The sequence below is a fragment of the Microbacterium sp. NPDC089321 genome (assembly GCF_040684935.1).
Classification (GTDB): Bacteria; Actinomycetota; Actinomycetes; order Actinomycetales; family Microbacteriaceae; genus Microbacterium.
Map to the genome: position 1 here is coordinate 30,777 of NZ_JBFBGX010000001.1, position 25,652 is coordinate 56,428.

The 25,652-nt window shown below is 69.1% G+C and carries 21 protein-coding genes; 8 read left to right on the plus strand and 13 right to left on the minus strand.

The genetic code is table 11. The annotated features are described in order from the left end of the window. Positions 1 to 99 precede the first annotated feature (99 nt). Positions 100 to 759, plus strand: coding sequence for a helix-turn-helix domain-containing protein (locus AB0N59_RS00145; protein WP_363477020.1), 660 nt, complete (start codon positions 100 to 102; stop codon positions 757 to 759). A 13-nt stretch (positions 760 to 772) separates the two neighbouring features. On the opposite strand, the gene AB0N59_RS00150 is transcribed toward AB0N59_RS00145, so the two are convergent. Then, complete coding sequence (locus tag AB0N59_RS00150; protein WP_363477023.1) at positions 773 to 1,276, minus strand: hypothetical protein; 504 nt, start codon at positions 1,274 to 1,276, stop codon at positions 773 to 775. Between the two features lie 65 nt (positions 1,277 to 1,341). Here AB0N59_RS00150 and AB0N59_RS00155 point away from each other — a divergent pair, with 65 nt between their 5' ends. Both AB0N59_RS00155 and AB0N59_RS00160 read left to right on the plus strand, forming a co-directional pair. Beyond that, positions 1,342 to 2,790, plus strand: coding sequence for an NAD(P)/FAD-dependent oxidoreductase (locus AB0N59_RS00155; RefSeq protein WP_363477026.1), 1,449 nt, complete (start codon positions 1,342 to 1,344; stop codon positions 2,788 to 2,790). 24 nt (positions 2,791 to 2,814) lie between these two features. After that, positions 2,815 to 3,849, plus strand: coding sequence for an ATP-dependent DNA ligase (locus AB0N59_RS00160; protein WP_363477029.1), 1,035 nt, complete (start codon positions 2,815 to 2,817; stop codon positions 3,847 to 3,849). A 17-nt stretch (positions 3,850 to 3,866) separates the two neighbouring features. Here the strand turns inward: AB0N59_RS00160 and ligD are convergent, their stop codons facing one another. From ligD to AB0N59_RS00180, 4 genes are all read right to left on the minus strand, one after another. Next, positions 3,867 to 4,928, minus strand: a complete 1,062-nt coding sequence (gene ligD, locus AB0N59_RS00165; protein WP_363477032.1) for a non-homologous end-joining DNA ligase — start codon at positions 4,926 to 4,928, stop codon at positions 3,867 to 3,869. Between the two features lie 161 nt (positions 4,929 to 5,089). Then, positions 5,090 to 6,259 carry an SseB family protein gene (locus AB0N59_RS00170; RefSeq protein WP_363477035.1) on the minus strand — a complete coding sequence of 390 codons (1,170 nt, stop codon included), beginning with the start codon at positions 6,257 to 6,259 and terminating at the stop codon, positions 5,090 to 5,092. A gap of 63 nt (positions 6,260 to 6,322) precedes the next feature. Beyond that, positions 6,323 to 8,803: a UvrD-helicase domain-containing protein gene (locus AB0N59_RS00175; protein WP_363477038.1), complete on the minus strand. Its 2,481-nt coding sequence runs from the start codon at positions 8,801 to 8,803 to the stop codon at positions 6,323 to 6,325. A gap of 61 nt (positions 8,804 to 8,864) precedes the next feature. After that, positions 8,865 to 10,238 (minus strand): pyridoxal-dependent decarboxylase, encoded by a 1,374-nt coding sequence (locus tag AB0N59_RS00180; protein ID WP_363477041.1) that lies wholly within the window; start codon positions 10,236 to 10,238, stop codon positions 8,865 to 8,867. Positions 10,239 to 10,366: 128 nt separating this feature from the next. On the opposite strand from AB0N59_RS00180, the gene AB0N59_RS00185 reads away from it, so the two are divergent. Then, positions 10,367 to 10,765 (plus strand): pyridoxamine 5'-phosphate oxidase family protein, encoded by a 399-nt coding sequence (locus AB0N59_RS00185; protein ID WP_363477044.1) that lies wholly within the window; start codon positions 10,367 to 10,369, stop codon positions 10,763 to 10,765. A gap of 27 nt (positions 10,766 to 10,792) precedes the next feature. Here the strand turns inward: AB0N59_RS00185 and AB0N59_RS00190 are convergent, their stop codons facing one another. Then, positions 10,793 to 11,812 carry an ABC transporter permease gene (locus tag AB0N59_RS00190; protein WP_363477047.1) on the minus strand — a complete coding sequence of 340 codons (1,020 nt, stop codon included), beginning with the start codon at positions 11,810 to 11,812 and terminating at the stop codon, positions 10,793 to 10,795. Beyond that, positions 11,809 to 12,774: an ABC transporter ATP-binding protein gene (locus AB0N59_RS00195; RefSeq protein WP_363477050.1), complete on the minus strand. Its 966-nt coding sequence runs from the start codon at positions 12,772 to 12,774 to the stop codon at positions 11,809 to 11,811. Before AB0N59_RS00195 ends, AB0N59_RS00190 begins: the two co-directional genes overlap by 4 nt. Positions 12,775 to 12,827: 53 nt before the next feature. Here AB0N59_RS00195 and AB0N59_RS00200 point away from each other — a divergent pair, with 53 nt between their 5' ends. Further along, positions 12,828 to 13,220, plus strand: a complete 393-nt coding sequence (locus AB0N59_RS00200) for a YccF domain-containing protein (RefSeq protein ID WP_363477053.1) — start codon at positions 12,828 to 12,830, stop codon at positions 13,218 to 13,220. A gap of 9 nt (positions 13,221 to 13,229) precedes the next feature. On the opposite strand, the gene AB0N59_RS00205 is transcribed toward AB0N59_RS00200, so the two are convergent. Then, on the minus strand, positions 13,230 to 14,216 hold the full coding sequence (locus AB0N59_RS00205) for a glycerophosphodiester phosphodiesterase family protein (RefSeq protein ID WP_363477056.1): 987 nt from the start codon (positions 14,214 to 14,216) through the stop codon (positions 13,230 to 13,232). A gap of 87 nt (positions 14,217 to 14,303) precedes the next feature. Here AB0N59_RS00205 and AB0N59_RS00210 point away from each other — a divergent pair, with 87 nt between their 5' ends. From AB0N59_RS00210 to AB0N59_RS00220, 3 genes are all read left to right on the plus strand, one after another. After that, positions 14,304 to 15,233, plus strand: a complete 930-nt coding sequence (locus AB0N59_RS00210; protein ID WP_363477059.1) for a Bax inhibitor-1/YccA family protein — start codon at positions 14,304 to 14,306, stop codon at positions 15,231 to 15,233. A 175-nt stretch (positions 15,234 to 15,408) separates the two neighbouring features. Beyond that, entirely contained in the window at positions 15,409 to 15,678 is a 270-nt protein-coding gene (locus AB0N59_RS00215; protein WP_363477062.1) for a GlsB/YeaQ/YmgE family stress response membrane protein, read from the plus strand. 161 nt (positions 15,679 to 15,839) lie between these two features. Beyond that, a complete protein-coding gene (locus AB0N59_RS00220) occupies positions 15,840 to 16,505 on the plus strand; it encodes a DNA alkylation repair protein (RefSeq protein ID WP_363477065.1) in 666 nt (221 codons plus the stop codon). A gap of 48 nt (positions 16,506 to 16,553) precedes the next feature. On the opposite strand, the gene guaA is transcribed toward AB0N59_RS00220, so the two are convergent. The 5 genes from guaA to AB0N59_RS00245 form a co-directional block, all read right to left on the minus strand. After that, the gene (guaA, locus tag AB0N59_RS00225) at positions 16,554 to 18,140 is read right to left on the minus strand and encodes a glutamine-hydrolyzing GMP synthase (RefSeq protein WP_363477068.1); all 1,587 of its coding nucleotides are present in this window, start codon (positions 18,138 to 18,140) and stop codon (positions 16,554 to 16,556) included. Next, positions 18,137 to 18,619: a DUF3817 domain-containing protein gene (locus tag AB0N59_RS00230; protein WP_363477071.1), complete on the minus strand. Its 483-nt coding sequence runs from the start codon at positions 18,617 to 18,619 to the stop codon at positions 18,137 to 18,139. Before AB0N59_RS00230 ends, guaA begins: the two co-directional genes overlap by 4 nt. Positions 18,620 to 18,753: 134 nt before the next feature. Beyond that, a complete protein-coding gene (locus tag AB0N59_RS00235) occupies positions 18,754 to 23,364 on the minus strand; it encodes an ExeM/NucH family extracellular endonuclease (protein ID WP_363477074.1) in 4,611 nt (1,536 codons plus the stop codon). Positions 23,365 to 23,524: 160 nt separating this feature from the next. Next, positions 23,525 to 24,325 (minus strand): SURF1 family cytochrome oxidase biogenesis protein, encoded by an 801-nt coding sequence (locus AB0N59_RS00240; RefSeq protein ID WP_363477077.1) that lies wholly within the window; start codon positions 24,323 to 24,325, stop codon positions 23,525 to 23,527. Beyond that, complete coding sequence (locus AB0N59_RS00245) at positions 24,322 to 25,440, minus strand: GuaB3 family IMP dehydrogenase-related protein (protein WP_363481135.1); 1,119 nt, start codon at positions 25,438 to 25,440, stop codon at positions 24,322 to 24,324. The genes AB0N59_RS00240 and AB0N59_RS00245 overlap by 4 nt, the downstream gene beginning before the upstream one ends. Between the last annotated feature and the right edge of the window lie 212 nt (positions 25,441 to 25,652).

Genomic DNA, 25,652 nt, shown 5'->3' on the forward strand with positions numbered 1-25,652 from the left:
ACGCGACAGTTCTGTCGGGTGTCGATTATCATTCGACCCGATTGCAAAGCCTACTACCGTGCACGACCTGCCCCGGACCGCGGGTCTAGGCTCTCCCCTATGCAGCATCCGACTGAGCTCCGCACCGGCGTCGTCGCCGCCGCGATCGATCTGTTCGCCGAACAGGGGTTCGAGGCGACATCGGTCGAGCAGATCGCAAAAGCCGCAGGTGTATCGCGGTCGACCTTCTTCCGCCAGTTCGGCGGCAAGGAGGATGTCGTCTTCACCGACCACGAGGCGCTGCTCGACGAGCTGCGCACGTTCCTCGCCGAGCCGCACGACGACCCGTGGGCCGCCGTCTGCGAGGCATCCGAGCGCGTGTTCACGCACTTCGCCCGTGACCCCGAGCTCGCCCGCAGAAGATACGAGATCGTCCGCGACGTCCCCGTGCTGCGTGATCGCGAGATCGTGACGGTGTTCCGCTACGAGCGACTGTTCGACCAGTACCTGCGCGACTCGCTGCCAGGGCTCGCCCCCATCGACGCGGTCGGCTTCTCTGCGCTGATCACCGCCGTGCACAACCACGTGCTGCGACAGCTGCTGCGAGGGCACAAGGTGCAGCTGAGCGTTCTGCAGAGCGCGCTCGACGATGTGCGCCGCCGCTACGGAGTCCTTCCGGATTCGGCGCAGGCCGCGGCGGACGACGTGGTGGTGGCGGTGTTCCCGCGGTCGATGCCGATCGCCGAGATCTCACGCCGGGTGCAGGCTCAGCTCTCCTGAGCCCGCGCGGCGATCACTCGTCGCAGCCGCACTTGCCCGACGCGTTCTTCACCATGAAGCACACGTCGCACACGCCGTAGTCGCGCTCGGCGAGGTTGGTGGCCTTCGGCCCGCGCGGTTCGGGAGCGGGCCGGGATGCCGCGGGCTTGCGGGCACCCGCCGCCGGGCGCTTCGCCGCCGAGACGCTCGGCAGGCCGCTTGGCTGGTTGACGTAGAAGTACGGCGCGCGCCCCTCGCTGGGCAGCAGCGGCAGCACGCGACCGCCGACGGTGATCTGCTCGTCTTCTGCGAAGCCGTTGATGTACGTGCGACCGATGTGCAACGGTGCCTCGGGCGTGCGGCGGATGGCCTCGATGTACCGGCCCCGGTCGATGTAGCTGCTGATGCCCACGGCGTCGGTCACCGCTCCGATGAACTCGTGATTCTCGGCGGGGATGCGGTGCGCACGCAGCGCTTCAGCCAGCGATCGATACGGTCGGGAGGTTCCTGCGGGGGTCGGACCCTGTACTTCGTTCATCACATCCATTCTCTCATCCGCAAGGCCCCCTGTCTGACGTCCCGGTGCGTGCGAGACTGGGGCGCATGGCACGGGCGACGGTGATCGGCAGCGGACCGAACGGGCTCGTCGCGGCGGTCTCCCTGGCGCGGGCGGGCTACCGGGTCGAGGTCGTGGAGGGAGCCGACACGGTCGGCGGCGGGGTGCGCACCGTGCCCGGCCCTCTGCCGGGATTCATCTCCGACGTCTGCTCGGCCGTTCATCCCGCCGCGCTCAGCTCACCGTTCTTCCGCGCATTCCGCCTCGCCGAGCGGGTGGACTGGATCACGCCCGAGATCTCCTACGCGCACCCGCTCGACGACGGGCGCGCGGCCATCGCCTGGCGCGACATCGACCGCACGGCCCGCGAGCTGGGGGCCGACGAGCGCGCCTGGCTCGCGCTCGCACGCCCGCTCGCGGAGGGCATCGACGGCGTCGTGGATTTCACAGGCGACGAGCTGTTCCGGATGCCAGGGCACCCGGTCATCGCCGCGCGCTACGCGCTGCGGATGCTCGAGCAGGGCACGCCGTTCGCCCGCCTCACCCTGCGCACCGAGGAGGGCGCGGCGCTGCTGGCCGGCGTGATGGCGCACGCGAACAGCCGGATGCCCTCCCTGAGCTCCGCCGCCGCCGGCCTGCTGCTCGTCGCGCACGGTCACGCGGGCGGGTGGATGTACCCCCGCGGCGGTGCGCAGCGCATCGCCGACGCCATGATCGCCGACATCGAGGCGCACGGCGGCAGCATCCGGTCGGGCGAGCGGATCGACGACCTGAGCAGCCTCGACTGGGGCGACCCGGCGCGCGGCGACCTGCTCGTGCTCAACACCTCTCCCAGGCTCGCTCTCACCCTTCCCGACGTGCCCGCGGGCTACGCACGTGCGGTGCGCGGCTACCGCTACGGCGCCGCCGCGGCGAAGGTCGACTTCGCGCTCGACGGGCCGATCCCGTGGGCGAACCCGGTGGTCGCGCAGTCACCCACCGTGCACATCGGAGGCACCCGCGACGAGGTGTGGGCCAGCGAGAACGCGGTCGCCCGCGGCACGGTCAGCGAGCATCCGTATGTGCTCGCCGTGCAGCCCTCGGTGCTGGACGACACCCGCGCGCCCGCGGGCAAGGCCGTGCTGTGGACGTACATCCACGTGCCCGCGGGGTCGCAGATCGACGCCACCGAGCTCATCACCCGCCAGGTCGAGCGCTTCGCCCCCGGTTTCCGCGACCTCGTGCTCGCCAGCCATTCGGTGCCGGCGTCGGCACGCGAGATGCTCAATGCGAGCGAGATCGGCGGCGACGTGTTCGGCGGGGCGTTCACGATGCTGCAGGCCGCGAAGCGTCCCGTGCTCTCCCGCGCACCGTGGCGCACGCCCATGCGCGGGGTGTACCTGGCATCCGCCGCCACTCCGCCCGGGCCAGGGGTGAACGGCATGGCTGGCTGGCACGCCGCCCGCACCGCGCTCCGCGACGCTCGTCTTCTGCACACCCTCGACGACCTCTTCTGACGCGAACCGAGAGGACCCGCGCACATGTACGAGATCCCGGCCCCCATGCTCGCCAAGGCGGCGGCATCCGTCCCCGACCCGTCCAAGAGGCCGATGCTCTACGAGCCGAAGTGGGACGGCTTCCGCGGACTCGTCGCCTGGGACGGCGAGACGCTCGAGATCGGCTCACGCGGAGCGAAGCCGCTCACCCGCTACTTCCCCGAGCTGGTCGAGCAGCTCTCCGCGATCCTGCCGGGTCCCTGTCTGCTCGACGGTGAGATCGTGGTCGCCACCGGGCCCGCCGGGTCGCAGCGACTCGACTGGGAGGCGCTGAGCCAGCGCATCCATCCGGCGGCCTCCAGGGTCGCGAAGCTCGCGGCCGAGACCCCGGCGATGTTCATCGCCTTCGACCTCCTCGCCGACGGCGATGAGGATCTGCAGCAGCATCCGTTCCGCCAGCGCAGGGCTCGGCTCGAGCGGATGCTGGGCGATGCCCCTCATCCGCTGCACCTCACCCGCACGACCGACGATCCCGAGCTCGCGCGGCGCTGGCTTTCGGAGTTCGAGGGCGCCGGCCTCGACGGGGTCGTCGCGAAGCCGCTCGACGACCCGTATGCGCCGGGCAAGCGCACGCTGATCAAGATCAAGCACGCCCGCAGCGCCGACGTGGTCGCGCTCGGCTATCGGGTGCACAAGAGCGGCTCGGGCGTCGGGTCGCTGCTGGTCGGTCTCTACGACGACGCGGGCAACCTGCGACAGGTGGGCGGTGTGGCCGCGTGGACCGACGCCATGCGCCGAAAGCTGGTCGACGATCTCGCGCCGCTGGTCGTGCGCGACGAGGCGGGCGACGCCGTGACCGGCGAGAGCGAGAGGTCTCGCTTCGCCGGCTCGAAGGACATGACCTTCGTTCGGCTGCGCCCCGAGCGGGTTCTCGAGGTGCGCTACGACCAGCTCGAGGGAGACCGCTTCCGGCACACCGTGCAGTTCGACCGCTGGCGGCCGGATCGCGATGCCCGATCGTGCACCTACGACCAGCTCGAGACCGTCGCGGGGTACGACCTGGCCGACGTGCTGCAGTGACCCGGTAGGCCGCGCGGTCAGTCGTCGATCCGCTCGCCGTTCTCATCCCAGTTGCCGGCCACCTTCTTGCTCGGCTGCACGCGCGGCGGCTCACCGGGCATCTTGGGGAACTCCGGCGGGAACGGCAGCTCACCCAGACCGTTCTCGACGTCACGGTCCCACCACTCGAGCAGCGTGTCGATGCGACCTGGCGAGTCCTGCATGGTCGCCCACGGGTCGCCGACCTCGGCGAGTCGGGTCGGCACGGTCCGCACCGTGAACCGGGTCGGATCGATGTCGTCGAGCTCGTCCCAATGGATGGGCGTCGAGACCGGCGCGTTCGGCTTCGCACGCGGACTGTACGCACCGGCGATCGTGCGGTCGCGGTTGGCCTGGTTGAAGTCGACGAAGATCCGCTCTCCTCGTTCCTCCTTCCACCAGTTCGTGGTCACCCGGTCCGGCATCCGCCGCTCGAGCTCGCGTCCTGCGGCGATCACTGCGTGACGAACGGTGAGGAACTCCCACTCCGGCACGATCGGGCTGAAGACGTGCAGTCCGCGGTTGCCGCTGGTCTTGATGAACGGATCGAGGCCCGCCTCACGCAGCACCTCGCGCAGCTCGATCGCAGCCGGAACGGCCTGCTCGATGCCGGTGCCCGGCTGCGGATCCAGGTCGATGCGCAGCTCGACCGGGTTGTCGGTGTCGGAGGCGAGGGATGCCCAGGGGTGGAACACCACGGTGTTCATCTGCACGGCCCAGACGATCGCGCTCGGGCGGGTGAGCACGATCTGCGGGTGGCGGCGCCCGCTGTTGTAGGTGCACATGACGGACTCGACGTAGTCGGGGGTTCCCTTGGGCGGATTCTTCGAGAAGAACTGCTCGCCCTCGATGCCGTCGCGGAAGCGCTCGAGCGAGACGGGCCGATGGCCGGTGGAGGTCAGGAACGCACCCGACACCTGCTGCACGTAGTCGGCGTACTCCGCCTTGGTGATCCCCTTGCCGTCATCGGTGGGCCAGACCACCTTGTTCGGACTCGAGAGATCGACGACGCGTTCACCGTCGGGGTCCTGCACGGTCAGCTTCACTCGTTGAGAGGCCATGCTCCGACCCTAGGCCGTGCGGTGCGCCCCGCACAGGGGCTTGCGACCGGGTCTGTCGGAAGCCTCAGACCGAACGCGCGCCCCGCGGCGTGTATGTCAGCGGCACGCCGGTCGTGGCGCATTCGATCCGAGAGCTCCAGCAGCCACGCCGCCGTGACGCGTCACTCGTCGCCGATCTCGATCCCCAGCACCAGCACCGCGCTCAGCGCATCGCGCTCGATCGCGATCGACGGGCCCGCGATGTCGACCAGCACTCCAGCGATCTCGGAGTGCTCGCCGAGGATCCTCGCGAGCTGCTCGGGCTCGAACGGCACAGGCGAGTCCTTGCGACCGAGGGCGACGACCTCCAGGGGGTGCGAGAAGACCTGCAGGAACCGGCGGCCATCGGTGGCGTGCGCCTCGGCGATGCCGACCGGCTGTCCGTTCGAGCCGTCGTTGACCGCCACCCAGCAGCGCGTCTTGGCCAGTGCCTCGGCGACGCGCACGGCACTCTGGTCGTCGCGGGGCGCCGCGAGCGCCGTCTTGATCGCCATGTGCTCATCGGCCTGCTCGATCGCCTTCTGCAGCAGCTCGGTCGGGAACACGGCACGATGCGGCGCCGAGCCGTTGTCGAGGATGATGCCGTTGAAGCCGCCCGCGATCACCTGCTGGTAGACCGAGGTCGTCGGCTGCGCGATGGCCGACATCGCCGCGGCGTCCTCAGCGCCCTGGAGCGAGTTCTGCAGCGCGCGGCCCGAGCTGTAGGCCAGCATGAACGAGCGGTCGCCGTCGCGGATCACGCCGACGGACAGCGGCTTGCCCGAGCTGATCTGCTCGCGCGCGTCGCCGTGCACCCGCAGGTAGAGATGCCCCTGCAGCGACTGACGCAGCACGCCCAGCAGCTGCTCGTTCGTGGCGCCCTCCTGCAGCTCGGCCAGAGCTTCGCGCAGCAGGATGTTGTCGTTGAGTCCGTTGACGCTGTGCGTCTGCTCCGGCGGCATGGCGGGAGCCAGGGGCAGACGGGGCACGGGCTGCGGCTCGGCGGGCGTGGCCTGCTGCTCGCCCGGCAGACCCTGCGCCGAAGGAGACAGCGGCCTGGACGGCGGTGCCGGGCGGGTGGCGGGTGTCGCGCCCTCGGCGGGCAGGCTCACCTCGGGGCCCGCTTCGGCGCCCACGCCGCGGAACGCCTGCACAGAGATGCTCACATCGGGTACAGACTCGGCCGCGGTCTCGGTCACCGCTTCTTCCGGAGTCGCGGATTCGTCGGCGGTGACGGATTCGGTCTCTGCGGCGGATGCGTCTTCGGCGACCGGCTGGTCGACGGACTTCTTACGGCGTGAGAACAGGGCCATATCAGTCAGCCTAACCGCACGGCACTCGGACGAGTCGATCCCGCGGCACCGGCGGGCGCGTCGTCAGAGCTTCGTGATCGGCGCGATCTTGATCAGCAGCTTCTTCTGCCCCGCGGAGTCGAAGCGCACATGCGCGATGCGCTTCGCGCCCTCGCCCGTGACCGCCTCGACGCGCCCTTCGCCGAAGTCGTCATGGCGGATGCGGTCGCCCGCGGCGAGCTCGAGGTCGCCGTTGTCGCGCACCTTTCCGGTGACCTTGTTCGGGAAGCGGTCCATCGCGGTGGACAGCGGCTTGAGCGACTCGCTGCGGCCCAGCGGCTGGGGACTGAAGCGGTCGCGCCCCTGGCCTGAGCCGCCGGACCCCCCGCCCCATCCCCCGGCTCGGCGGGCGTTGAGCGCGCGCGACTGCATGCCACCGCGCGAATTCACGTCTCCCGGAGACTGCCGCCAGTCGATGAGGTCGCCGGGGATCTCCTGCAGGAACCGGCTGGGCATCGCGACCGAGACCTCGCCGAACTGCGCCCGGGTCATGGCGAGCGACAGATGCAGGCGCTTGCGCGCCCTGGTGATGCCGACGTAGAAGAGCCGGCGCTCCTCCTGCGGACCGCCCGGCTCGCCCGCCGAGATGCGGTGCGGGATGAGGTCCTCCTCGACGCCCGTCACGAACACCGCGTCGTACTCGAGGCCCTTCGCCGTGTGCATGGTCATCATCGACACCGACCCCGACTCGTCGTCGAGGTCATCGGCGTCCGACACCAGCGCGACCTCGGTGAGGAAGTCGGCGATCGCCCCGTCGGGGTTGTTGCGCGCGAAGTCGCGCGCGACGGCGACGAACTCGTCGAGGTTCTCGAGCCGCGCCTCGTCCTGCGGGTCGCGGCTGGCTCGCAGCATGTCGAAGTAGCCGCTCTTGTTGAGCAGCACGGTGAGCCCCTCTGCGACCGAGGTCGCCGGGGGCACTTCGCCCGATGACGGCGTGAGGATCTCAGCCGCCTCGTTCAGCACCGCGTCGAGCTGGGTGATCGCGGCCTGGATCTTCGGGCCCACCCCCAGCAGCGGCGCGTTGCGGAGCGCATCGCGGAAGCTCAGCCCGTTCTCTTCCGCGAAGCGCGCGATCGACGTCTCGGTCACATCTCCGATGCCGCGGCGCGGCTTGTTCAGGATGCGGCGCACCGCCATCTCGTCGGCCGGGTTGGCCACGGCGACGAGGTAGGCGAGTGCATCCTTGATCTCGGCGCGCTCGTAGAACTTCGTGCCGCCCATGATCTTGTAGGGCACCGCCGCGCGGATGAAGATCTCCTCGAGCGCGCGGGACTGCGAGTTGGTGCGGTAGAAGACGGCCATCTCGGAGTACGGGATGCCGGTGCGGCGCAGCGCCTCGACCTCGTCTGCGACGAACTGCGCCTCGTCGTGCTGCGAGTAGCCGGTGAAGCCGACGATCTTGTCGCCCGCGCCGCGGTCGCTCCACAGGTTCTTCGCCTTGCGGTCGAAATTGTTGCCGATCACGGCGTTCGCCGCCGAGAGGATGTTCTGGGTGGAGCGGTAGTTCTGCTCCAGCAGCACCACCTTCGCCCCGGGGAAGTCGCGCTCGAACTCGCTGATGTTGCGGATGTCGGCACCGCGGAACGCGTAGATCGACTGGTCGGAGTCGCCGACCACCGTCAGCGACGCTCCCTCGAGACCGGCGTCGGATGCCGGCGCCGGGTCGGGCTCGAAGATCATCATGCCGTTCATCTCGAAGGCATCGCCCTGGGGCGCGGCTCCCGAGACCGGCCGCGTCAGCTCGTGGATGAGCGCGTACTGCGCATGGTTGGTGTCCTGGTACTCGTCGACGAGGATGTGCCGGAAGCGGCGGCGGTAGACGTCGGCGACGTGCGGGAACGCGCGGAACAGGTAGACGGTCTGTCCGATGAGATCGTCGAAGTCGAAGGCGTTCGCCTTCTGCAGCGCCCGCTGGTAGTCGGTGAAGATGTCGGCGAACTTGCGCTCGGCGGGGTCGCTGAGGTTGGCCTGGCGCGCGAAGCCCTCGGCATCCGTCAGCTCGTTCTTCAGCTTCGAGATGCGCGACTGCACCGAGCCAGGGGTGAGGCCGAAGGCGTCTGCCTCATGATCCTTCACCAGCCGCTTGAGCAGCGCGCGGGAATCGCCCGAGTCGTAGATCGTGAACGACTTCGTGAACCCGAACTGCTCGGCCTCGCGCCGCAGGATGCGCACGCACGCGGAATGGAAGGTCGAGATCCACATGCCGCGCGACACGTCGCCGACGAGCCCCGCGACGCGCTCGCGCATCTCGGCCGCTGCTTTGTTCGTGAACGTGATCGCGAGGATCTGGCTGGGCCACGCCTCGCGCTGGCGCAGCAGAAGAGCGATCCGGCGGGTGAGCACGCTGGTCTTGCCCGAGCCTGCGCCGGCGACGATGAGCAGCGCACTGCCGCGGTGCGTGACGGCCTCGAGCTGCTGCGGGTTGAGGCCGGCGAGCAGCTCGTCGCGCCCGTCGGAGGAACGGGGGCCGGAGGGTGCGGGGACGATGAGAGGGGCGTCGGTCATGGCCCTTCGAGTCTAGGCGCGACGACCGACACCGGCCTCCGGTCCGGGATAAGCAGGGGCGTCACTCCATGGTGTCGAGGATGGCGATCAGCTCATCGAACGTCGTCAGCGGATTGAGGATCGCGAAGCGGGTGTTCGGGCGCCCGGCGTGCGAGCTCGGCACGACGAAGGCGTGCTGCGCGTCGAGCAGGTCGGCGGACCAGCGGTCGTAGTCGGCGCGGCTCCATCCGTCGCGTTCGAAGACGACGACCGAGAGCTGCGGCTCGCGCACGAGGGTGAATCCGTCGCGGCGATCGATCTCCTCGGCGATGCGATGAGTCAGCGCTATCGTCGCCGACACCGCCTGCCGGTACGCCTCGACGCCGTAGGTGGCCAGCGAGAACCACAGCGGCAGTCCTCGGGGGCGTCGCGTGAGCTGGATCGAGTAGTCGGACGGGCTGAAGTCCTCGGTGTCGGTGAGGGTGTCGAGATACTCGGCGTGCTGCGTGTGCGCGCGGCGTCCTCCGTCGGGGTCGCGATAGATCAGAGCGCAGCAGTCGAAAGGTGCGAAGAGCCACTTGTGCGGGTCGACGATCAGCGAGTCGGCGCGCTCGATGCCCGCGAAGATCGGCTTCGCCTCCGGAGCCAGCGCTGCGGTGAGCCCATACGCGCCGTCGATGTGCAGCCAGAAGTCGAACTCGTCTTTCAGAGCGGCGATCCCCGCGATGTCGTCCACGATGCCGAAGTTCGTCGATCCGGCTGTCGCCACCACCGCGCACACGGCGTCGCCGTGCTCCTCGAGCGCTGCTCGCACGGCATCCGCACGCAGCACGCCGTCGGTTCCGGCGGGGACCGCCACCACCTCCGCGTCCATCACCTTCGCCGCCGACTTGTTCGACGAGTGCGCCTCGATGCTGCAGACGATCTTCCAGCGGGCGGGCGCCGGGCGTCCGGCTGCGGCGAGCTTCTCGCGCGCGGTCTCACGCGCGGCGACGAGCGCCGAGAGATTGCCGATCGTGCCGCCCTGGACGAACACGCCACCTGCGGTGTCCGGCAGACCGAACTCGCCGGCGAGGAAGGAGAGCACCTCGTTCTCGGCGTGCACCGCCCCTGCGCCCTCGAGCCAGCTGCCGCCGTACAGGCCGGATGCCGAGACGACCAGGTCGAAGGCCATGGCCGCGATGGTCGGAGCGGTGGGGATGAACGACAGGTAGAGCGGGTGGCTCGTGGTGAGGCAGGCGGGAGCGAGGATGTGCTCGAACACGCTCAGCGCGCGCTGCGCGCCGAGGCCCTCGTCGGTGATGGTGCGTCCTGCCAGGCGACGCAGCTCGGCGGGTGACTGCGGCTTGTCGAGCGGAACGTCGTCCGACAGCATCCGGCGGCGCGAGTAATCCAGCACGGAGTCGACGATGGCCCTCGACTCCGGCGAGGCGGCGTGCATGCGCACCGCATCCATGGGCGGTCCTTTCGACGCTGAAGAGAACGGCCGGTGTGCAGCCGCCGATACACGTTACATCCATCGGGCGGGTGCCCGGCATCCGCCCGGGAGGTACTCTCATAGCTACCGGAAGGGTGGGTGTCGACATGATCACGCAGCTTGACGAGCAGGAGTGCCTCGAACTCCTGCGCACGACGACCGTGGGCCGGATCGGGTTCGTGCATGACGACCGGGTGCTCGTGATCCCGGTCAACTTCCTTCTCGACGGACGCAGCATCGTGATTCGCACCGCGCCCGACGGTCCGCTGAGCACCCTGGCGTCGAGCCCGGTGCTCGTGGCGTTCGAGATCGACCATCACGACAATCTCGCGGCCTCGGGCTGGAGCGTGCTGCTGAACGGCGGCGTCGACACGGTCTCCGAAGACCACCTCGCCTCGCTGCCGGGGGCGTCGAGCCGTCTGCCGTGGGCGGAGGGCGACCGATCGCTGCTGCTGCGCCTGACGCCGACGACGATCTCCGGACGCCGCGTGCGGCGGCCGCGCTGAGAGCCGTCGCGTCCGTCTGATCCCGACTCAGGCGATGCGGGTGCCGGGCGGCAGGCGCCGCGCCGGAGTCCGCGTGCGAGACCAGCCGCCGGCGAACAGGCCGCCGGCGATCACGAGCTGGATGCCGAGGCCGACGAACCAGCTCGGCACGGTGTCGCGCATCTGCTCCTCGGGCGACGGCTGCACGTCGTACCCGCCGTCGCAGATGTCCCAGCGCTCCGAGCCGGGCGCCTTCTGCGCCATCCGCACGCCGTACTTGATCTGACCGAACATGTCGCGCGGGTAGCCGTCCGCGTCGAACTCGGTCGGTGTCGCGTCGGCCATGACCACGAACGGGTTGGCGGCGAGGAAACCCCACACGTAGTCGTACCGAGGCTGCTCGTAGGTGTACTCCTCCCACCTGTCGCACACGGGCTCGCCCGATTCGTCCCATCCGCGCTCGTAATGGGTGACCTGGGTGCGGACGGCCGCTCCCCCGAGCCCGAACGCGATCAGCGTGCCGATCACCAGCGCCGCGACCACGAGGTAGGTGGCGGCGATCGAGAACAGCGGCCTGGCGATGAGCCCGCTCAGCCCGACGCCCATCGCGGCGACGATGATGATCTCGAGCAGCAGAACGAGCAGCGAGACGAGGAACATCCCCGGAGTCACTCCCCCGCCGAAGACGCCCACGGCGAGGAACGGCACGGCGATCAGCAGGAACGCGCAGCCGGTCGCGACCGCGGCGAGCAGCTTGCCGAGCATGATGTCACCGGTGGTCGCCGCGGTCACCTGGATCGGAGCGAGGGTGGCGGCGTCGCGGTCGCCGTTGATCGCGTTTCCGCTCAGCGTCGGCGATACGAGCACGACCAGCAGCAGCACGAAGTTGACGATGATCGAGAACACGCCGGCGCCGGGCAGATCGTTGCTCGAGAACACGAGGAACGACAGCGCCGTGATGCCCAGCAGCAGCACCATGAAGATGCCGAGCAGCACGTACCAGCCCACGCTGCGCAGCCGCTGCGTCAGCTCGAGCCGTGCGATGGTGAGGATGCGCGCGCCGCTCATGCCGCACCTCCTTCCTGAGGTGCGGCGGGCGGCGCAGGTGGCGCCGGTCTCCCGAGAGACGGATCCGGATGCCTGAGCGCCAGGAACGACGCCTCGAGCGCGCTCTGCGCCGGCGCGAACTCGAGCACGGGAAGTCCGGCGTTCACGAGGGTGCGCAGCGCCCCCACGGCGGCCGCGTCATCGGCCACCACCAGCAGCGCGTCGCCCCGATCGACTCCGACCAGCTCGCGCGACATGCCGAGGGCGTCGGCCACCGCGGCCGGAGCGTCAGGCGCGGCGAGCCGCACACGGTAGGTGCGGGTGACCGGGGCTGTGGCGCCCGCGACGACCGAGCCCGCGACGAGGAACACCGTGTCGTCGACGACCTCTTCGAGCTCCGACAGCACATGGCTGGAGATGAGGATGGTCGTTCCCTGGGCGGCGAGTTCGCGCAGCAGGATGCGCAACTGCACCCGCGCCTCGGGATCGAGCCCCGACGCGGGTTCGTCGAGCAGCAGCACGCGCGGCCGGTGCACCAGCGCGCGGGCGAGGCCCAGCTTCTGCTTCTGCCCGCGTGACAGCACCCGCGCGGGTGATGCGGCGTGGTCGCCCAGCCCCACGAGTGCCAGCAGCTCGTCGGCTCGCGTACGGGCATCCGTCACCGACATGTCGTGCAGCCTGGCGGTCGTCACGATGCTCTCGCGAGCCGTCAGAGACGGCCACGCGCCCAGGGCGTCGGGCATCCAGCCCAGCATCCGCCGCACCGCGGCCGGATCCTCGACAGGATCGACTCCCTCGATGCTGATGCGCCCGGCATCCGGCGCGAGCAGCGACGCCAGCATCAGCAGCAGCGTCGTCTTACCCGCCCCGTTCGGGCCCACCAGGCCCGTGATCCGGCCCGGCATCGCGTGGAACGTGGCGTCGACCACCGCATCCACCGACCCGAACGACCGCTTGACCCCCTGTGCGACCACTCCGCTCATGCCCTGAGCCTACTCATGACCTGAACATGGGGCGGAGATGACAGAATCGGGCCATGCGCACGATCCTCAACATCATCTGGGTCATCTTCGCCGGATTCTGGCTGTTCATCGGATATGTCATCGCGGGCATCGTGCTGTGCATCCCGATCATCACGATCCCCTGGGCGATCGCGTCGTTCCGCATCGCGGGATACTCGCTGTGGCCGTTCGGTCGCCAGGTCGTCGACAGGTCGACCGCCGGCCTCGGGTCGGCCCTCGGCAACATCGTGTGGGTCATCCTCGCCGGCTGGTGGCTCGCGCTCGGGCACATCTTCTCGGGCATCGCCCTGTGCATCACGATCATCGGCATCCCGATGGGCATCGCCGACTTCAAGCTGGTGCCCGTCTCGCTCATGCCGCTCGGCAAAGAGATCGTTCCGAGCCGCGGCGGGGCGTTCACGGCCTGAATGGCCTGATCACTCGCCGAAGAACGACACGCCCAGATCAGGGTGGTCGACGAAGACCCCGTCGACGCCGGTGTCGGCGATCTCGCGCCATTCCGACTCGTAGTCGCCGAACGCGGCCTTGCCGCCGCCCGCGCGGAAGCGCGAGTCGAGGAAGCCGTTCTCGGGCCGGCACGTCCAGGTGAACACCCGCAGGCCCCGAGCGTGCGCGTCGGCAACGATCGTGCTGCCCGGCGTCAGCAGCATCTTCTTGCTCACGCTGATGCCGTCGATCGTGCCGGCGAGCCGGTCGAGGCCCTCGGGAGTGACGGCCGACGCGTAGTCCGGCGCATCGCGACCGAGGGAGGTGACCAGATCGAACGGCTTGCCGGTCGACTCGATCAGGTACACGAACGAAGCCGCGATGCCCGTCTTCTGCAGCCTGTGCAGGATGGTCGACTCGAACGCCTCGATGATCAGCGGCAGCTCACCGTCCGCCCAGCCGCCCGCGCGCAGGTCGCGCTCGATGAGCGGAGCGAGGTCGAGGCCGATGCTCTCGAAATAGGTCGCGTGCTTGATCTCGAGCACGATGCCGATCTCGCGGCCGTGCTCCTCGGAGCCGGCGCGCACGAGGTCGAGCAGGTCGGGCAGTCGCAGGATCGGCTGTCCGTCATCGAACGTGGCGCTGGAGAGACGGATCTTCGGCAGCCGCTCGCGGGTGCGAAGGGTCGACAGCTCGTCCCACGTGAAGTCCTCGGTGAACCATCCGGTCAGCGAGACGCCGTCGATGCGCTTCGTCGTGCGACGGTCGGCGAACTCCGGGTGGGCGGCGACATCGGTGGTTCCGGAGATCTCGTTCTCGTGCCGCAGCACGAGTACGCCGTCCCTGGTCGCGACGATGTCCGGCTCGACGGCATCCACCCCCATCGCGAGCGCGAGCTCGTACGACGAACGGCTGTGTTCGGGCCGGTAGCCGGGGGCTCCGCGGTGTCCGATGACGAGCGGTGTTCTCCTGGGCACGCTCACAGCGTAAAGCACCCATTGCATAGGTTCTCGCGGGTATCTTTGAGGAAAGAGTTGACCGATCCCTCGGGAGTAGAGGCCACCATGAGCAACTTCGCATTCAACAACCCGGCGTTCCAGCAGCAGGATCCGCGCAACGTCGCGACCTACCCCGGTTCGTCGCAGGGCACGTACGCCCCGCCGCCCGCGCCGGGTGCCGCGGCCGGAACCGCGTCGTTCCAGCACGCGGGCATGGATGCCGCCGCCAACGCGCAGCTGGAGGGCATGTACACCGCTCCCCCGGCCGGCGCGATCGAGACCGACCGCATGACGGTCGAGGACACGATCTGGAAGACCGCCGGACTCTTCGGCATCCTCCTCGTCACCGCCGTCCTCGGCTGGGTGTGGACCGCCTCGAGCTTCATGAACTCCGGCCGTGCCGACATGACCCCGTGGATCGTGGGCGCGCTCGGCGGCTTCGTGCTCGCCATGGTCATCACCTTCACCTCGCGCAAGAAGGTGCGCCCGGCCCTGATCTGGACCTACGCGGCGTTCGAAGGCCTCTTCGTCGGAGCCATCTCGGCGTTCTTCGAGATCGTCTGGCCCGGTGTCGTCATCCAGGCGACCCTCGCGACCATCGCCGTCGTCGGCGTGACCCTCGCCCTCTTCGCCAGCGGCAAGGTGCGCGCGAGCGCCAAGATGACCAAGATCGTCATGATCGCGATGTTCGGCTACCTGGCCTTCTCGGTGCTGAACCTCATCCTGATGTGGACCGGCGTGCTCCCCGGCGACCAGGCGTTCGGCCTGTACAGCGCCGAGATCGCCGGCATCCCGCTCGGGCTCATCATCGGTGTCCTCGTGGTCTTCATGGCCGCCTACTCGCTGGTGATGGACTTCGACCAGATCCAGCAGGGCGTGCGCAACGGCGCTCCCCGCAAGTACGGCTGGCTCGGTGCCTTCGGCATCATGGTCACCGTCGTGTGGCTGTACGTCGAGATCCTGCGCATCCTCGCGATTCTTCGCGGAAACGACTGATCACGAAGCATTTCAGAACGGGCCGCCCTCTTCGGAGGGCGGCCCGTTCCGCATTCGGGACGCTTTTAGCGCATCGCGACCGTCGGCACAAGGGTATGACGCACTTTCGCGGGGATCGGGCAGGGTTGAGGCATCCGGGAAAACCCCGGGTATCACTCACAGATCGGAGACTCTCATGGGCTTCCTCGCCTTTCTCCTCCTCGGACTCATCGCCGGCGCCATCGCGAAGCTGATCCTTCCGGGCAAGCAGGGCGGCGGCTGGATCGTCACCCTCCTGCTTGGCGTGGTCGGCGCTCTGCTCGGCGGCTGGCTGGGCAGCGTGCTCTTCAACGCTCCTCTCGAGGAGTTCTGGAGCCTGCAGACCTGGCTGCTCGCCATCGGCGGTTCGATCATCGTTCTGCTGATCTACGGCCTCGTCGTCGGTCGCGGAAGCCGCCGCGTCTGACACCATCGCTCGCCTGATCCAGGCCCGCGACTCGCGGCCGCTGCCTTCGCCTTGGCAGCGGCCGCGACTGCGTGTGAGGGCCGTGGATTCCGGATGGAGCACCGCTCGGGTCGCAGCGCGAAGAACCGCGACCTGGGCGCGGTTCTATGGGATCGTTCTTCATGATGAGTCTCGTCACGGGCATCCGGAGCGCGCTTCGTCAGGCAGCCGACCCGACGATCGCTGCGGGCCAGCAGGAGTACATGAAGTCGGCCATGCCGTTCCTCGGGGTACGGGTCCCCGCCGTGCGCGCACTGGTACGGGAGGGGACGCGGGATGCCATGGACGCGCCCGTGCTGCGCGATGCGGCGCTCGCGCTGTGGCGCGAGGCGGCCTTCCGCGAAGAGCGCTACGCGGCACTCGCTCTCGTCGCCCTGAAGCCGTTGCGCGGCGATGCGACGCTGCTGCCGGTGCATGAGGAGATGATCCGCACCGGCGCCTGGTGGGATCTCGTCGACGAAGCCGCGCACCGGCTTCGCGAGATCTTCGACGTCGACCACGAGCTGATGGCCGTCGAGATGCGCGTCTGGGCCGACGACGACGACCTGTGGGTGCGTCGCGCGGCGATCATCTCCCAGCTCGGACGCCGGGGTGACACCGACCTCGACGTGCTCGAGTACGCCATCCTCGCGAGCATCGACGACCCTGAGTTCTTCCTCCGCAAAGCCATCGGCTGGGCGTTGCGCGAGTACGGCAAGCACGACCCTGACTGGGTGCGGACGTTCGTGTCACAGCATCCGGAGCTGTCGCCGCTGTCACGACGCGAGGCGCTGAAGAATCTCGGCTGAACTCGCCGCGCCGAGACAGAGAAGGGGCCGCTCACGCGACCCCTTCTCTCACTCCCACTCGATGGTTGCCGGCGGCTTCGACGTGACGTCGAGCACGACGCGGTTGATCTCGCGCACCTCATTGGTGATGCGGTTCGAGATCTTCGCGAGCACGTCGTAGGGCAGGCGCGTCCAGTCGGCGGTCATCGCATCTTCCGAAGACACCGGGCGCAGCACGACCGGGTGGCCGTAGGTGCGGCCGTCGCCCTGCACGCCCACCGAACGCACGTCGGCGAGCAGCACGACGGGGCACTGCCAGATGGTCTGGTCGAGGCCCGCCTTGGTGAGCTCCTCGCGAGCGATCGCGTCGGCCTCACGCAGGATCTCGAGGCGCTCGCGGGTCACCTCGCCGATGATACGGATGCCGAGGCCGGGACCGGGGAACGGCTGTCGGCCGACGATCGCCTCGGGGATGCCGAGCTCGCGGCCGATCGCGCGGACCTCGTCCTTGAAGAGGGCGCGCAGCGGCTCGACGAGCTCGAAGTCGAGGTCGTCGGGCAGACCGCCCACGTTGTGGTGCGACTTGATGTTCGCGGTGCCCGCTCCCCCGCCGGACTCGACGACGTCGGGGTACAGAGTGCCCTGCACGAGGAACTTCACGGGAGCACCGCCGGTGGCCTTGGCCTCTTCGACGAGGTCGCGCTGCACCTGCTCGAACGCACGGATGAACTCGCGGCCGATGATCTTGCGCTTGGTCTCGGGGTCGGTGACGCCCTCGAGGTGACCGAGGAAGGTGTCGACGGCGTCGACCGTGATCAGGCGCACACCGGTGGACTCGACGTAGTCCTTCTCGACCTGCTCGCGCTCGCCCTTGCGCAGCAGACCGTGGTCGACGAACACGGCGGTCAGCTGGTCGCCGATGGCCTTGTGCACGAGAGCGGTCGAGACGGCGGAGTCGACGCCTCCGGAGAGAGCCGAGATGACGCGTGCGTCGCCGACCTGCTCGCGGATGCGCTCGATCTGCTCGGCGATGACGTTGTCGCTGTTCCAGTCGGCGGGAAGACCAGCGCCGCGGTGCAGGAAGTTCTCGATGATCGCCTGGCCGTGGTCGGAGTGCTTGACCTCGGGGTGCCACTGCACACCGTAGAGCTTGCGGTCCTCGTTGGCGAAGGCGGCGACCTTCGTGGCGTCGGTGGTGGCGAGCACATCGAAGCCCTCGGGGGCACGAGAGACCTGGTCGCCGTGGCTCATCCACACGTTCTGCTCGGCAGGCTGGCCGGCGAGCAGCGTGCTCGACGTGGCGGGGATGTGCGCGTCGGTCGCGCCGTACTCGCGCAGGCCGGTGTGGGCCACCTCTCCGCCGAGCGTCTGCGCCATGTACTGGAAGCCGTAGCAGATGCCGAGCGTGGGCACACCGAGGTCGAACACGGCCGGGTCGAGCTGGGGCGCGCCGTCTTCGTACACCGACGACGGCCCGCCGGAGAGGATGAGCGCGACGGGGTTCTTCGCCGCGATCTCCTCAGCGGTCGCGGTGTGCGGCACGATCTCGCTGTAGACGCCCGCTTCGCGGACGCGGCGGGCGATCAGCTGCGCATACTGCGCTCCGAAGTCGACGACCAGCGCGGGGCGCTGCTGGGTCTCGGTCTGCTCGGTCAACGGGCACCTTCCGGGGTGGTGGTCGCGGGGGCCGAAGACTGCTCGGCGGCCTCGCGCTGGGCGAGATAGGCCTTCACGTCGCGCGCGACGCGCGTCTCCATGAAGAAGGACAGCAGGGGGATGACGCCGCCGAGCGCGAGGAGGACGAAGCGCACGAACGGCCAGCGCATCATGCTCCACATGCGGAAGCAGGCGAACAGGTAGACGACGTAGAACCAGCCGTGGGCGACGAGGATGCCCTGCGACACGTTGAATCCGTCACCGGTCGACTCCAGCCCGTTGGCGGTCTCGACGACCTCGGCGAACCAGAGCGGTCCGCCGGATCCTCCGATGAAGAGTTCGAGGTGGATCGGCGTGTACTTCAGCACCATCTCCGCACAGAGCAGCAGCAGCATGACGCCGGTGATGATCGATGCGACCTGGTAGAACTTCAGCGCTCCGCGGATCGCCGGAAAGCTGGCGACTCTGGGCTCGGGCATGCCCTCCATTCTAGCCGCCGGATACCGCGCGCATCACGCGACGGCCAGAAGGCCCGGGTCGTCCGCCGTTCATGCAGCGGTGCCCGCCACCCCTCTCGGGATGACGGGCACCGCGTGTGCTCAGAGAGCCCGGATCAGCCTGCGGAGGCCTGGGGCCCCTTGCCGTTTCCGTTGCCCTTGCCGTTGCCCTTGCCGTTGCCCTTGAAGATCGACACGGAGTCGGTCATCTCGGTGCCGTCGGCGCGCACGAGCACGAGGTCGTGCACGTGCGGCTTGGCTGCGACCGGGATGGAGACCGACGAGTCGATCTCGCCGTTCTCATCGGCGGTGAGCGTGGTCAGGGTGTGCACCTCGGCCTTGCCCTTGGTGGCGCGAAGCTCGATCGTGACGACCTCGCCCGGGTTCAGGCCGGCAGCGGTCACATCGACCGCGTCGCCCGCCCGCACCGAATCGGCACCGGCCGAGAACGTCGGGTCGACCGGCTCGGGAGCATCTTCGGCGACCGTGAACGGCAGCGTCACCGCAGCGCCCACGTTCGGCGTCGCGACGAGCGCCTTGCCCGCGGCCCCCGCGGGAACCGTGAACTGGATGCTCGCACGCCCGACCTCGTCGGTCGTGCTCACGACAGACGCGTCGACGTTCGCCGTGCCGACGACTGCTCCGCCGAGTGACAGCTCGACGCTGGTCGGCACCTTCTCGCCGGCGCTGAACGCCAGCGACGAGAGCGCCACGGTGACCACATCGCCCGCCTGGTAGCCCTCCGCTCCCGCGGCGGGGGTGATGGCCGCGCCGACTGCACGCTGCTCGAGGTCGGGACTCGCCGTCTTGTTGGCGGCGAACCAGTCGACCATCGACTGCAGGTCGATCTTGCCGGTGTCCTTCGGGCTCGTGCCCTTTGCGAGGGTGAAGAAGTTGTCTCCACCGGACGCGAGGAACGAGTTCGCCGCGACCGTGTACGAGGCGGCGGGATCGATCGCCTTGCCGTTCAGCATGACCGAGGTGATGCGCTGGCCCTGTGCCGCGGTGGGGTCGTACGTGTACGAAAGCCCCTCCGACACACCGAGCTTCAGGAACGGACGGCTCGCCCCCGCGGGCTGCCACTGCTCCTCGAGCACGGCCTCGAGCTGCGCACCGGTGAGCTGGGTGGTGACCAGCGTGTTGGCGAACGGCTGCACAGTCGCCGCCTCACGGTAGGTGACGTTGCCGTCGGGGTCGCTCGGGTTCGACGAGGCGTAGGTGAGGTTGGCGCGGAGGCCGCCCGGGTTCATCAGGGCGACGTCGGCGCCGGTGGCCCACTTCTGCACGTCGGCGACGAAGTTGCCGATGGTCGACTCGCCACCGCGGTTCTCGGTGCCGTCGGCCTGACGTGCGCGGTTGAGGTTCGCGGTGATGTCGCCCACCTTGACGGCGCCGAGCACGTCGGCCTCCTTCTTGGCGGCGTCGACGATGGCCTGCACCTCGGCGACCGGCTGGTAGTTGCCGGCGAGCGGTCGGATCTCATTGGTGATCGAGATGATCTCCTTCTTCTTCGGATCGACCTTGACGTTCATCACGCCCATGTTCTCGCCGTACTGGCCGGCCGAGACGACGGGACGACCGTCGATGACGTGGTTGTAGGCGAGGTGGGTGTGCGCCGAGACGATCGCGTTCACGTCGTCGCCCACGCCGTAGACGATCTGGCCCAGTGCCGACTCGGGGGTGATGCTGTCGACCGAGACGGTCGTCGCGCCCTCGTGGACGAGAAGCACGATCACATCGGCCTCGCCGTTCGCCTCGTCTCCGTCGCGCAGGGCGGCGGCGGCGTTGTTGACCGAGTCGACGATGCCGCGCACCTCGAGGTCGGCGATGCCGGCCGGCGAGACGAGCGAGTCGAGCTCTTCGGTCACGGCGCCCACGAATCCGACGCTGACGCCGTCGAAGTCCTTCACCCACGACGGGGCGAGAGCGGTCTTGTCGGTGCCCTTGAGGAACACGTTCGACGAGATGTACTCCCAGTCGGCGCGGTCCTGCACACGGTCGCGCAGGTCTGCCCAGCCCTGGTCGAACTCGTGGTTGCCCGCGGCGCTGACATCGAGACCTGCCGCGTTGAGCGCGTCGATGGTCGGGTTGTCGTCCTGGATGAACGAGGTGAACGTCGATGCGCCGATCAGGTCGCCGGCGGCGGCGAAGACCGTGTTGGGGTTCGCCTCCCGCAGCGACTTCACCGCGCCCGCCAGCACGGCGGCGCCGGCCGCCTTGCCGTCAGCCTCGACACGACCGTGGAAGTCGTTGATCGTGGCGATGTCGATGCTGATCGGAGGGAGGGTCGACGAGACGCCGACGAGGATCGGGTCGTGGTCGCTCGAGCGGTACGGCGTGCCGGTCTCGGTGGCGCCGTAGGCGTAGCCGCGGTCGCTCCACTCGGGTGAGTTGATGGTCCACGCGTTCGCGCCCGTGATCGACGCGGCCAGCGACGGCGACGCGATCACGTGGTCGAGCGAGCCGAGCTCGCCGTCGAACGTGTACGTGTAGGTTCCCGGCGAGTGCGCGGCAACCGTGTCGACCCAGCCCTTCGACGTGAACACGTCGATCGGGTCCTCATGACCATAGGCGTTGAAGTCGCCGATCAGCAGCATGTCGCTGCCGTGGTCGGCCGCCAGGCGGTCGGTGAAGGCGAGCAGCGATTCGGCCTGCTTCACGCGGTCGGCGTTGAAGAAGCCCTGCCCGTCGGCCGGCTGAGTTCCGCTGCCCGACTTCGACTTGAAGTGGTTGGCGACGACCGTCACGGTGCGACCGTCGGCGTCGAACGCCTGGGCGATCGGCTCGCGGGCGTTGCCCCAGACCGTCTCATCGTCGATCGTCTGCGCGTCGCCGCGCGGCGTCACCTCGGTGGGCTTGTAGATGATCGCGTTGGTGATGAAGTCGGTGGTCGACGCGTTCTGCAGCGACTCGGGCGTCGGCACGTAGTCCCAGACGTCGCTTCCGGCGGCGGCGTTCAGGCCGTCGACGAGGTCGGCGAGCGCCGTGTCGGCGGGCTTTCCGAGCTTGACCGAGTTCTCGATCTCCATGAGCGACACGACATCGGCATCCATCTTGTTGATGGCCGAGACGATCTTCGACTTCTGGATGGCGAACTCCGCTGCGGTCTTGGCACCGCGCGCGTTCGCGTTCTCGCTCACGAGGGTCGTGAAGTAGTTGTAGACGTTGAACGACGCGATCTTCACGTCGCCGCCGACAGCGGGAACCTCGGGGCGCGGGTTCTTGGTGGTGAACCCGAACTTCTCGGCCGCAGGGGAGGCGCTGTCGAGCGGCTTCACCGGCTGCAGGCGCCAGTCGTCGAAGCCGTACTGCAGCACGAGCCCCTTGCCGCCGAAGTCGACGGCGTCGCCGTTGCGCACGACCGCATCCTTCGTGAAGTAGGGCTGGTCGTTCGGGTGGCCGCTGTTGGTCACCTGGATGTTGAATCCGTCGTCGAGCAGGATGCGGTCGGCGCGGTTCGCCGCGGCGATCGCATCCGCCTCGGCGCCGGGGCGCTTCACCTCGGTGCTCTTGACGTTCAGCTCACCGGGATTGAGCCACAGCGCGCCGAAGTTGAACAGCTGGTGGCTCGACGCGACCAGGTAGTCGCCGGTGGGCAGCACGAGCATGTTCTCGTACGCCTCGCGCGCGGTGCCGACGACGCTGGTCGGCAGCGGGGTGAGTGCAGGCACGCCGACCCCCGCCGTGACGAGGGAGACCCCGGATGCCCCCGCCGGAGTGATCTGCGTCTGGCCGAAGTACTCGTCGACGACGCCCGTCACCGAGACGAGGTCGCCGATCGCACCCGGGACGCTCTTGCCGTTGAGGTACACGAAGACGCCGTCGGACGCTCCGGGGGTCTTGTCGTCGGCGCCGCCGGATCCGGCGGTCTGGATCACGATGCCCGCGTAGCCGCCGGTGCGGTGATCTGCCGTGATGACGCCCTCGACGGTGACCGTCTTCCCCTTCATCGGCGAGACGTCGGTGGTGCCCTGCACCTCGGCGATGCTGACCTTCTCGCCGGGCTCGGGGTCGGTGCCGGGGTCAGTGCCTCCGCCGGTGCCGCCGGAGTTGGTGGGCGTGATGGATGCCGAGAGCGAGAAGTCGGTCTTGTTGCTGTCGGTGTCCTTGCCGTCGGCGCGGTTCAGCGATTTGACGTCGCTGTTGCCGGCCGGCGCGACGGCGACCGCGCCCTCGAACGTGTTCGAGGTGCCGTAGCCGAGCAGGTCTACGACGTTCGCGGCTCCCGCGGCGTCGCCGACGGGCAGCGTCACAGCGGTGGTGCTCTGCACCAGCGCGATCGTGCCCGTGGTTCCGCTGGGGGTCAGGGTGCTGGTCTGGTCGGGCGCAGGCAGGTCGGCGCCGGCGGTGCCGTTGCTGTTCGCCTGCACGAGGAAGTAGCCGCCGGCCTTGATCGTGCCCTTGAGCGCGACCACGCCGTTCGAGGCGCCGGTGCCGGTCGATGAGCGGTACTGCAGCGACATCCCGTCGAGGACGACATCCTTGTCGGTCGGGTTGTACAGCTCGACGAACTTGTTCTTGAAGGCGGCGCCGGAGCTGCCGCCGGACAGGTAGGCCTCGTTGATCACGACGCCCGTGCCGGCGACGTTCGCCATGGCCGGAGCGGCGATGAGCGTTCCCAGGCTCATCGTGAACGCCGTGGTCAGCGCGAGCGCCGCGATGCGCCCCCGCTTTCTCTGTGATGCGACGGGAACCGCGCGGTTCCGGTCAGCGGGGTCGGGCATCATGTATGCGGTCTCCTCGTTCGGGGAAGGTCGACGGAGCTCGTGGATCCGTCTTCGCGTGCACGAGGTCGCGCACGCGCATGAATGCGACCATAGGCCCGACTCCGGACATCGGGCAAGCAGTTTCCCCGACCGGTCACCGGATGGTCACCGAGTGGACGCCTCAGGCTCGGGCATCCTCGAATTCCTCGACCTCGCGCTCCCACGCGTCCTTCGCCAGGCGGTACCAGAGGTAGAAGGCGAAGCCCGCGAAAATCGCCCATTCCGCGGCGTAGAAGATGTTCAGCCAGTTGATCGGCGACTTCTCAGCCGGTGCAGGCGAGTGGATGTCGACCAGGCCCTCGGGGGCCGTGAGGGATGCGAGATAGGGGCGGTACACGTCGAGCCGCTCGACGTCGTGCCACTGCCCGAGCAGGGCCGCGGGCGACATCCGGGTCAGAGCGAAGATGTCGTCGGCCGGCGGCAGCTCGACGCCCTCGTCGTCGATGAGCCGGCCCGTCAGCTCGACCTCGGAGGCGTCCTGTCGCGCGAGCGCCGCAGCCGCGGCATCCGCCCGCTCTCGGGTCGGAGCCCAGCCGAGCGCGACCGCGATCGACGCGCGATCGGCGACCCGCAGCTGACCCGTGACCCAGTACCCCTCTTCGCCCTCGTTGAAACGCGAGGAGATCACGATGAAGTCCTCGGCGATCCATTCGCCGCTCGTCGTGACCTTCTGACCCCCGAGCGGCTCGGGGAGGTACTGCCCCGGCTCGATCACGTCGTCGATCGGACGCACCTGCTCGGTCGCCCCCGGGGCCGGCGGGTCGGTGTCGATCGCGCGGGCGAGCTGCCACTGTCCGAGCCACGCGAAGACGCCCGCGACGACGAGGCACAGCAGGAGCACGCCGATCCAGCGCCCCCGCAGCATGACTTCACGCAGCGTCGGCGGGAACTCCTGCGGCGTGACCGGCTGAGACTCGGTCATCCCAGCTCGTAGGGGGCGAGCACGACCTCGACCCGCTGGAACTCCTTCAGGTCGGAGTATCCGGTGGTCGCCATCGACTTGCGCAGCGCGCCGATGAGGTTCGCCGTGCCGTCGGCGACGGGCGCCGGGCCGAAGAGGATCTGCTCGAGGTCGGCGACACGCTCGACCTCTACGCGGCGCCCGCGGGGCAGCTCGGAGTGGTGCGCTTCAGCACCCCAGTGGAAGCCCTGACCGGGGGCATCGGTCGCCCGCGACAGCGCGACGCCCAGCATCACGGCATCCGCTCCCATCGCGAGAGCCTTCACCATGTCGCCCGACGTGCCGACGCCGCCATCGGCGATCACGTGCACGTAGCGCCCGCCCGACTCGTCGAGGTAGTCGCGGCGAGCCGCGGCGACGTCCGACACGGCGGTCGCCATCGGGGCATGGATGCCGAGGGTCACACGCGTGGTCGACGCCGCTCCCCCGCCGAAGCCGACGAGCACGCCCGCCGCCCCCGTGCGCATGAGGTGCAGGGCTGCGGTGTAGGTCGAGGCGCCGCCGACGATGACGGGAACGTCGAGGTCGTAGATGAACTTCTTCAGGTTGAGCGGCTCGATGGCGCTCGAGACGTGCTCGGCCGACACGGTCGTGCCGCGGATCACGAACAGGTCGACGCCGGCGGCGACGACGGTCTCGTACAGCTCCTGCGTGCGCTGCGGCGTCAGCGAGCCGGCGACCGTGACGCCCGCCTCGCGGATCTCGGCCAGACGCTGCTTGACCAGCTCGGGCTTGATCGGCTCGGAGTACAGCTGCTGCATGCGCACGGTCGCGCTCTCGGCGGGCAGCGCGGCGATCTCGTCGAGCATCGGCTGCGGGTCGTCGTAGCGGGTCCACAGGCCCTCGAGGTCGAGCACTCCCAGTCCGCCGAGCCTGCCCAGCTTGATGGCCGTTGCAGGGCTGACGACCGAGTCCATCGGTGCGCCGAGCACCGGGATGTCGAACTGGAACGCGTCGATCGTCCACGCCGTCGAGACGTCGGACGGATTGCGGGTTCGTCGCGATGGGACCACCGCGATGTCGTCGAACGTGTACGCGCGGCGCGCGCGCTTGCCTCGGCCGATCTCGATGTCCATGCTCACCCCTCCAGCCTACCCGTGGTGCCCCGGGCGCCCTGCCCTGGCTCCTCGGGCCCGCTGCTCGGTCACCCAGGACAGGCCGATTGCTCAGAACAGGTCGCATTCCGGGCATCCGTCCTGCCGTCGGCAACCGTCCTGTTCTCGTGCGCAGCAACTCGTCCTGCACATCCCTTCACGAGAGCGACTCGTCCCCATATCGCGGGAATCGC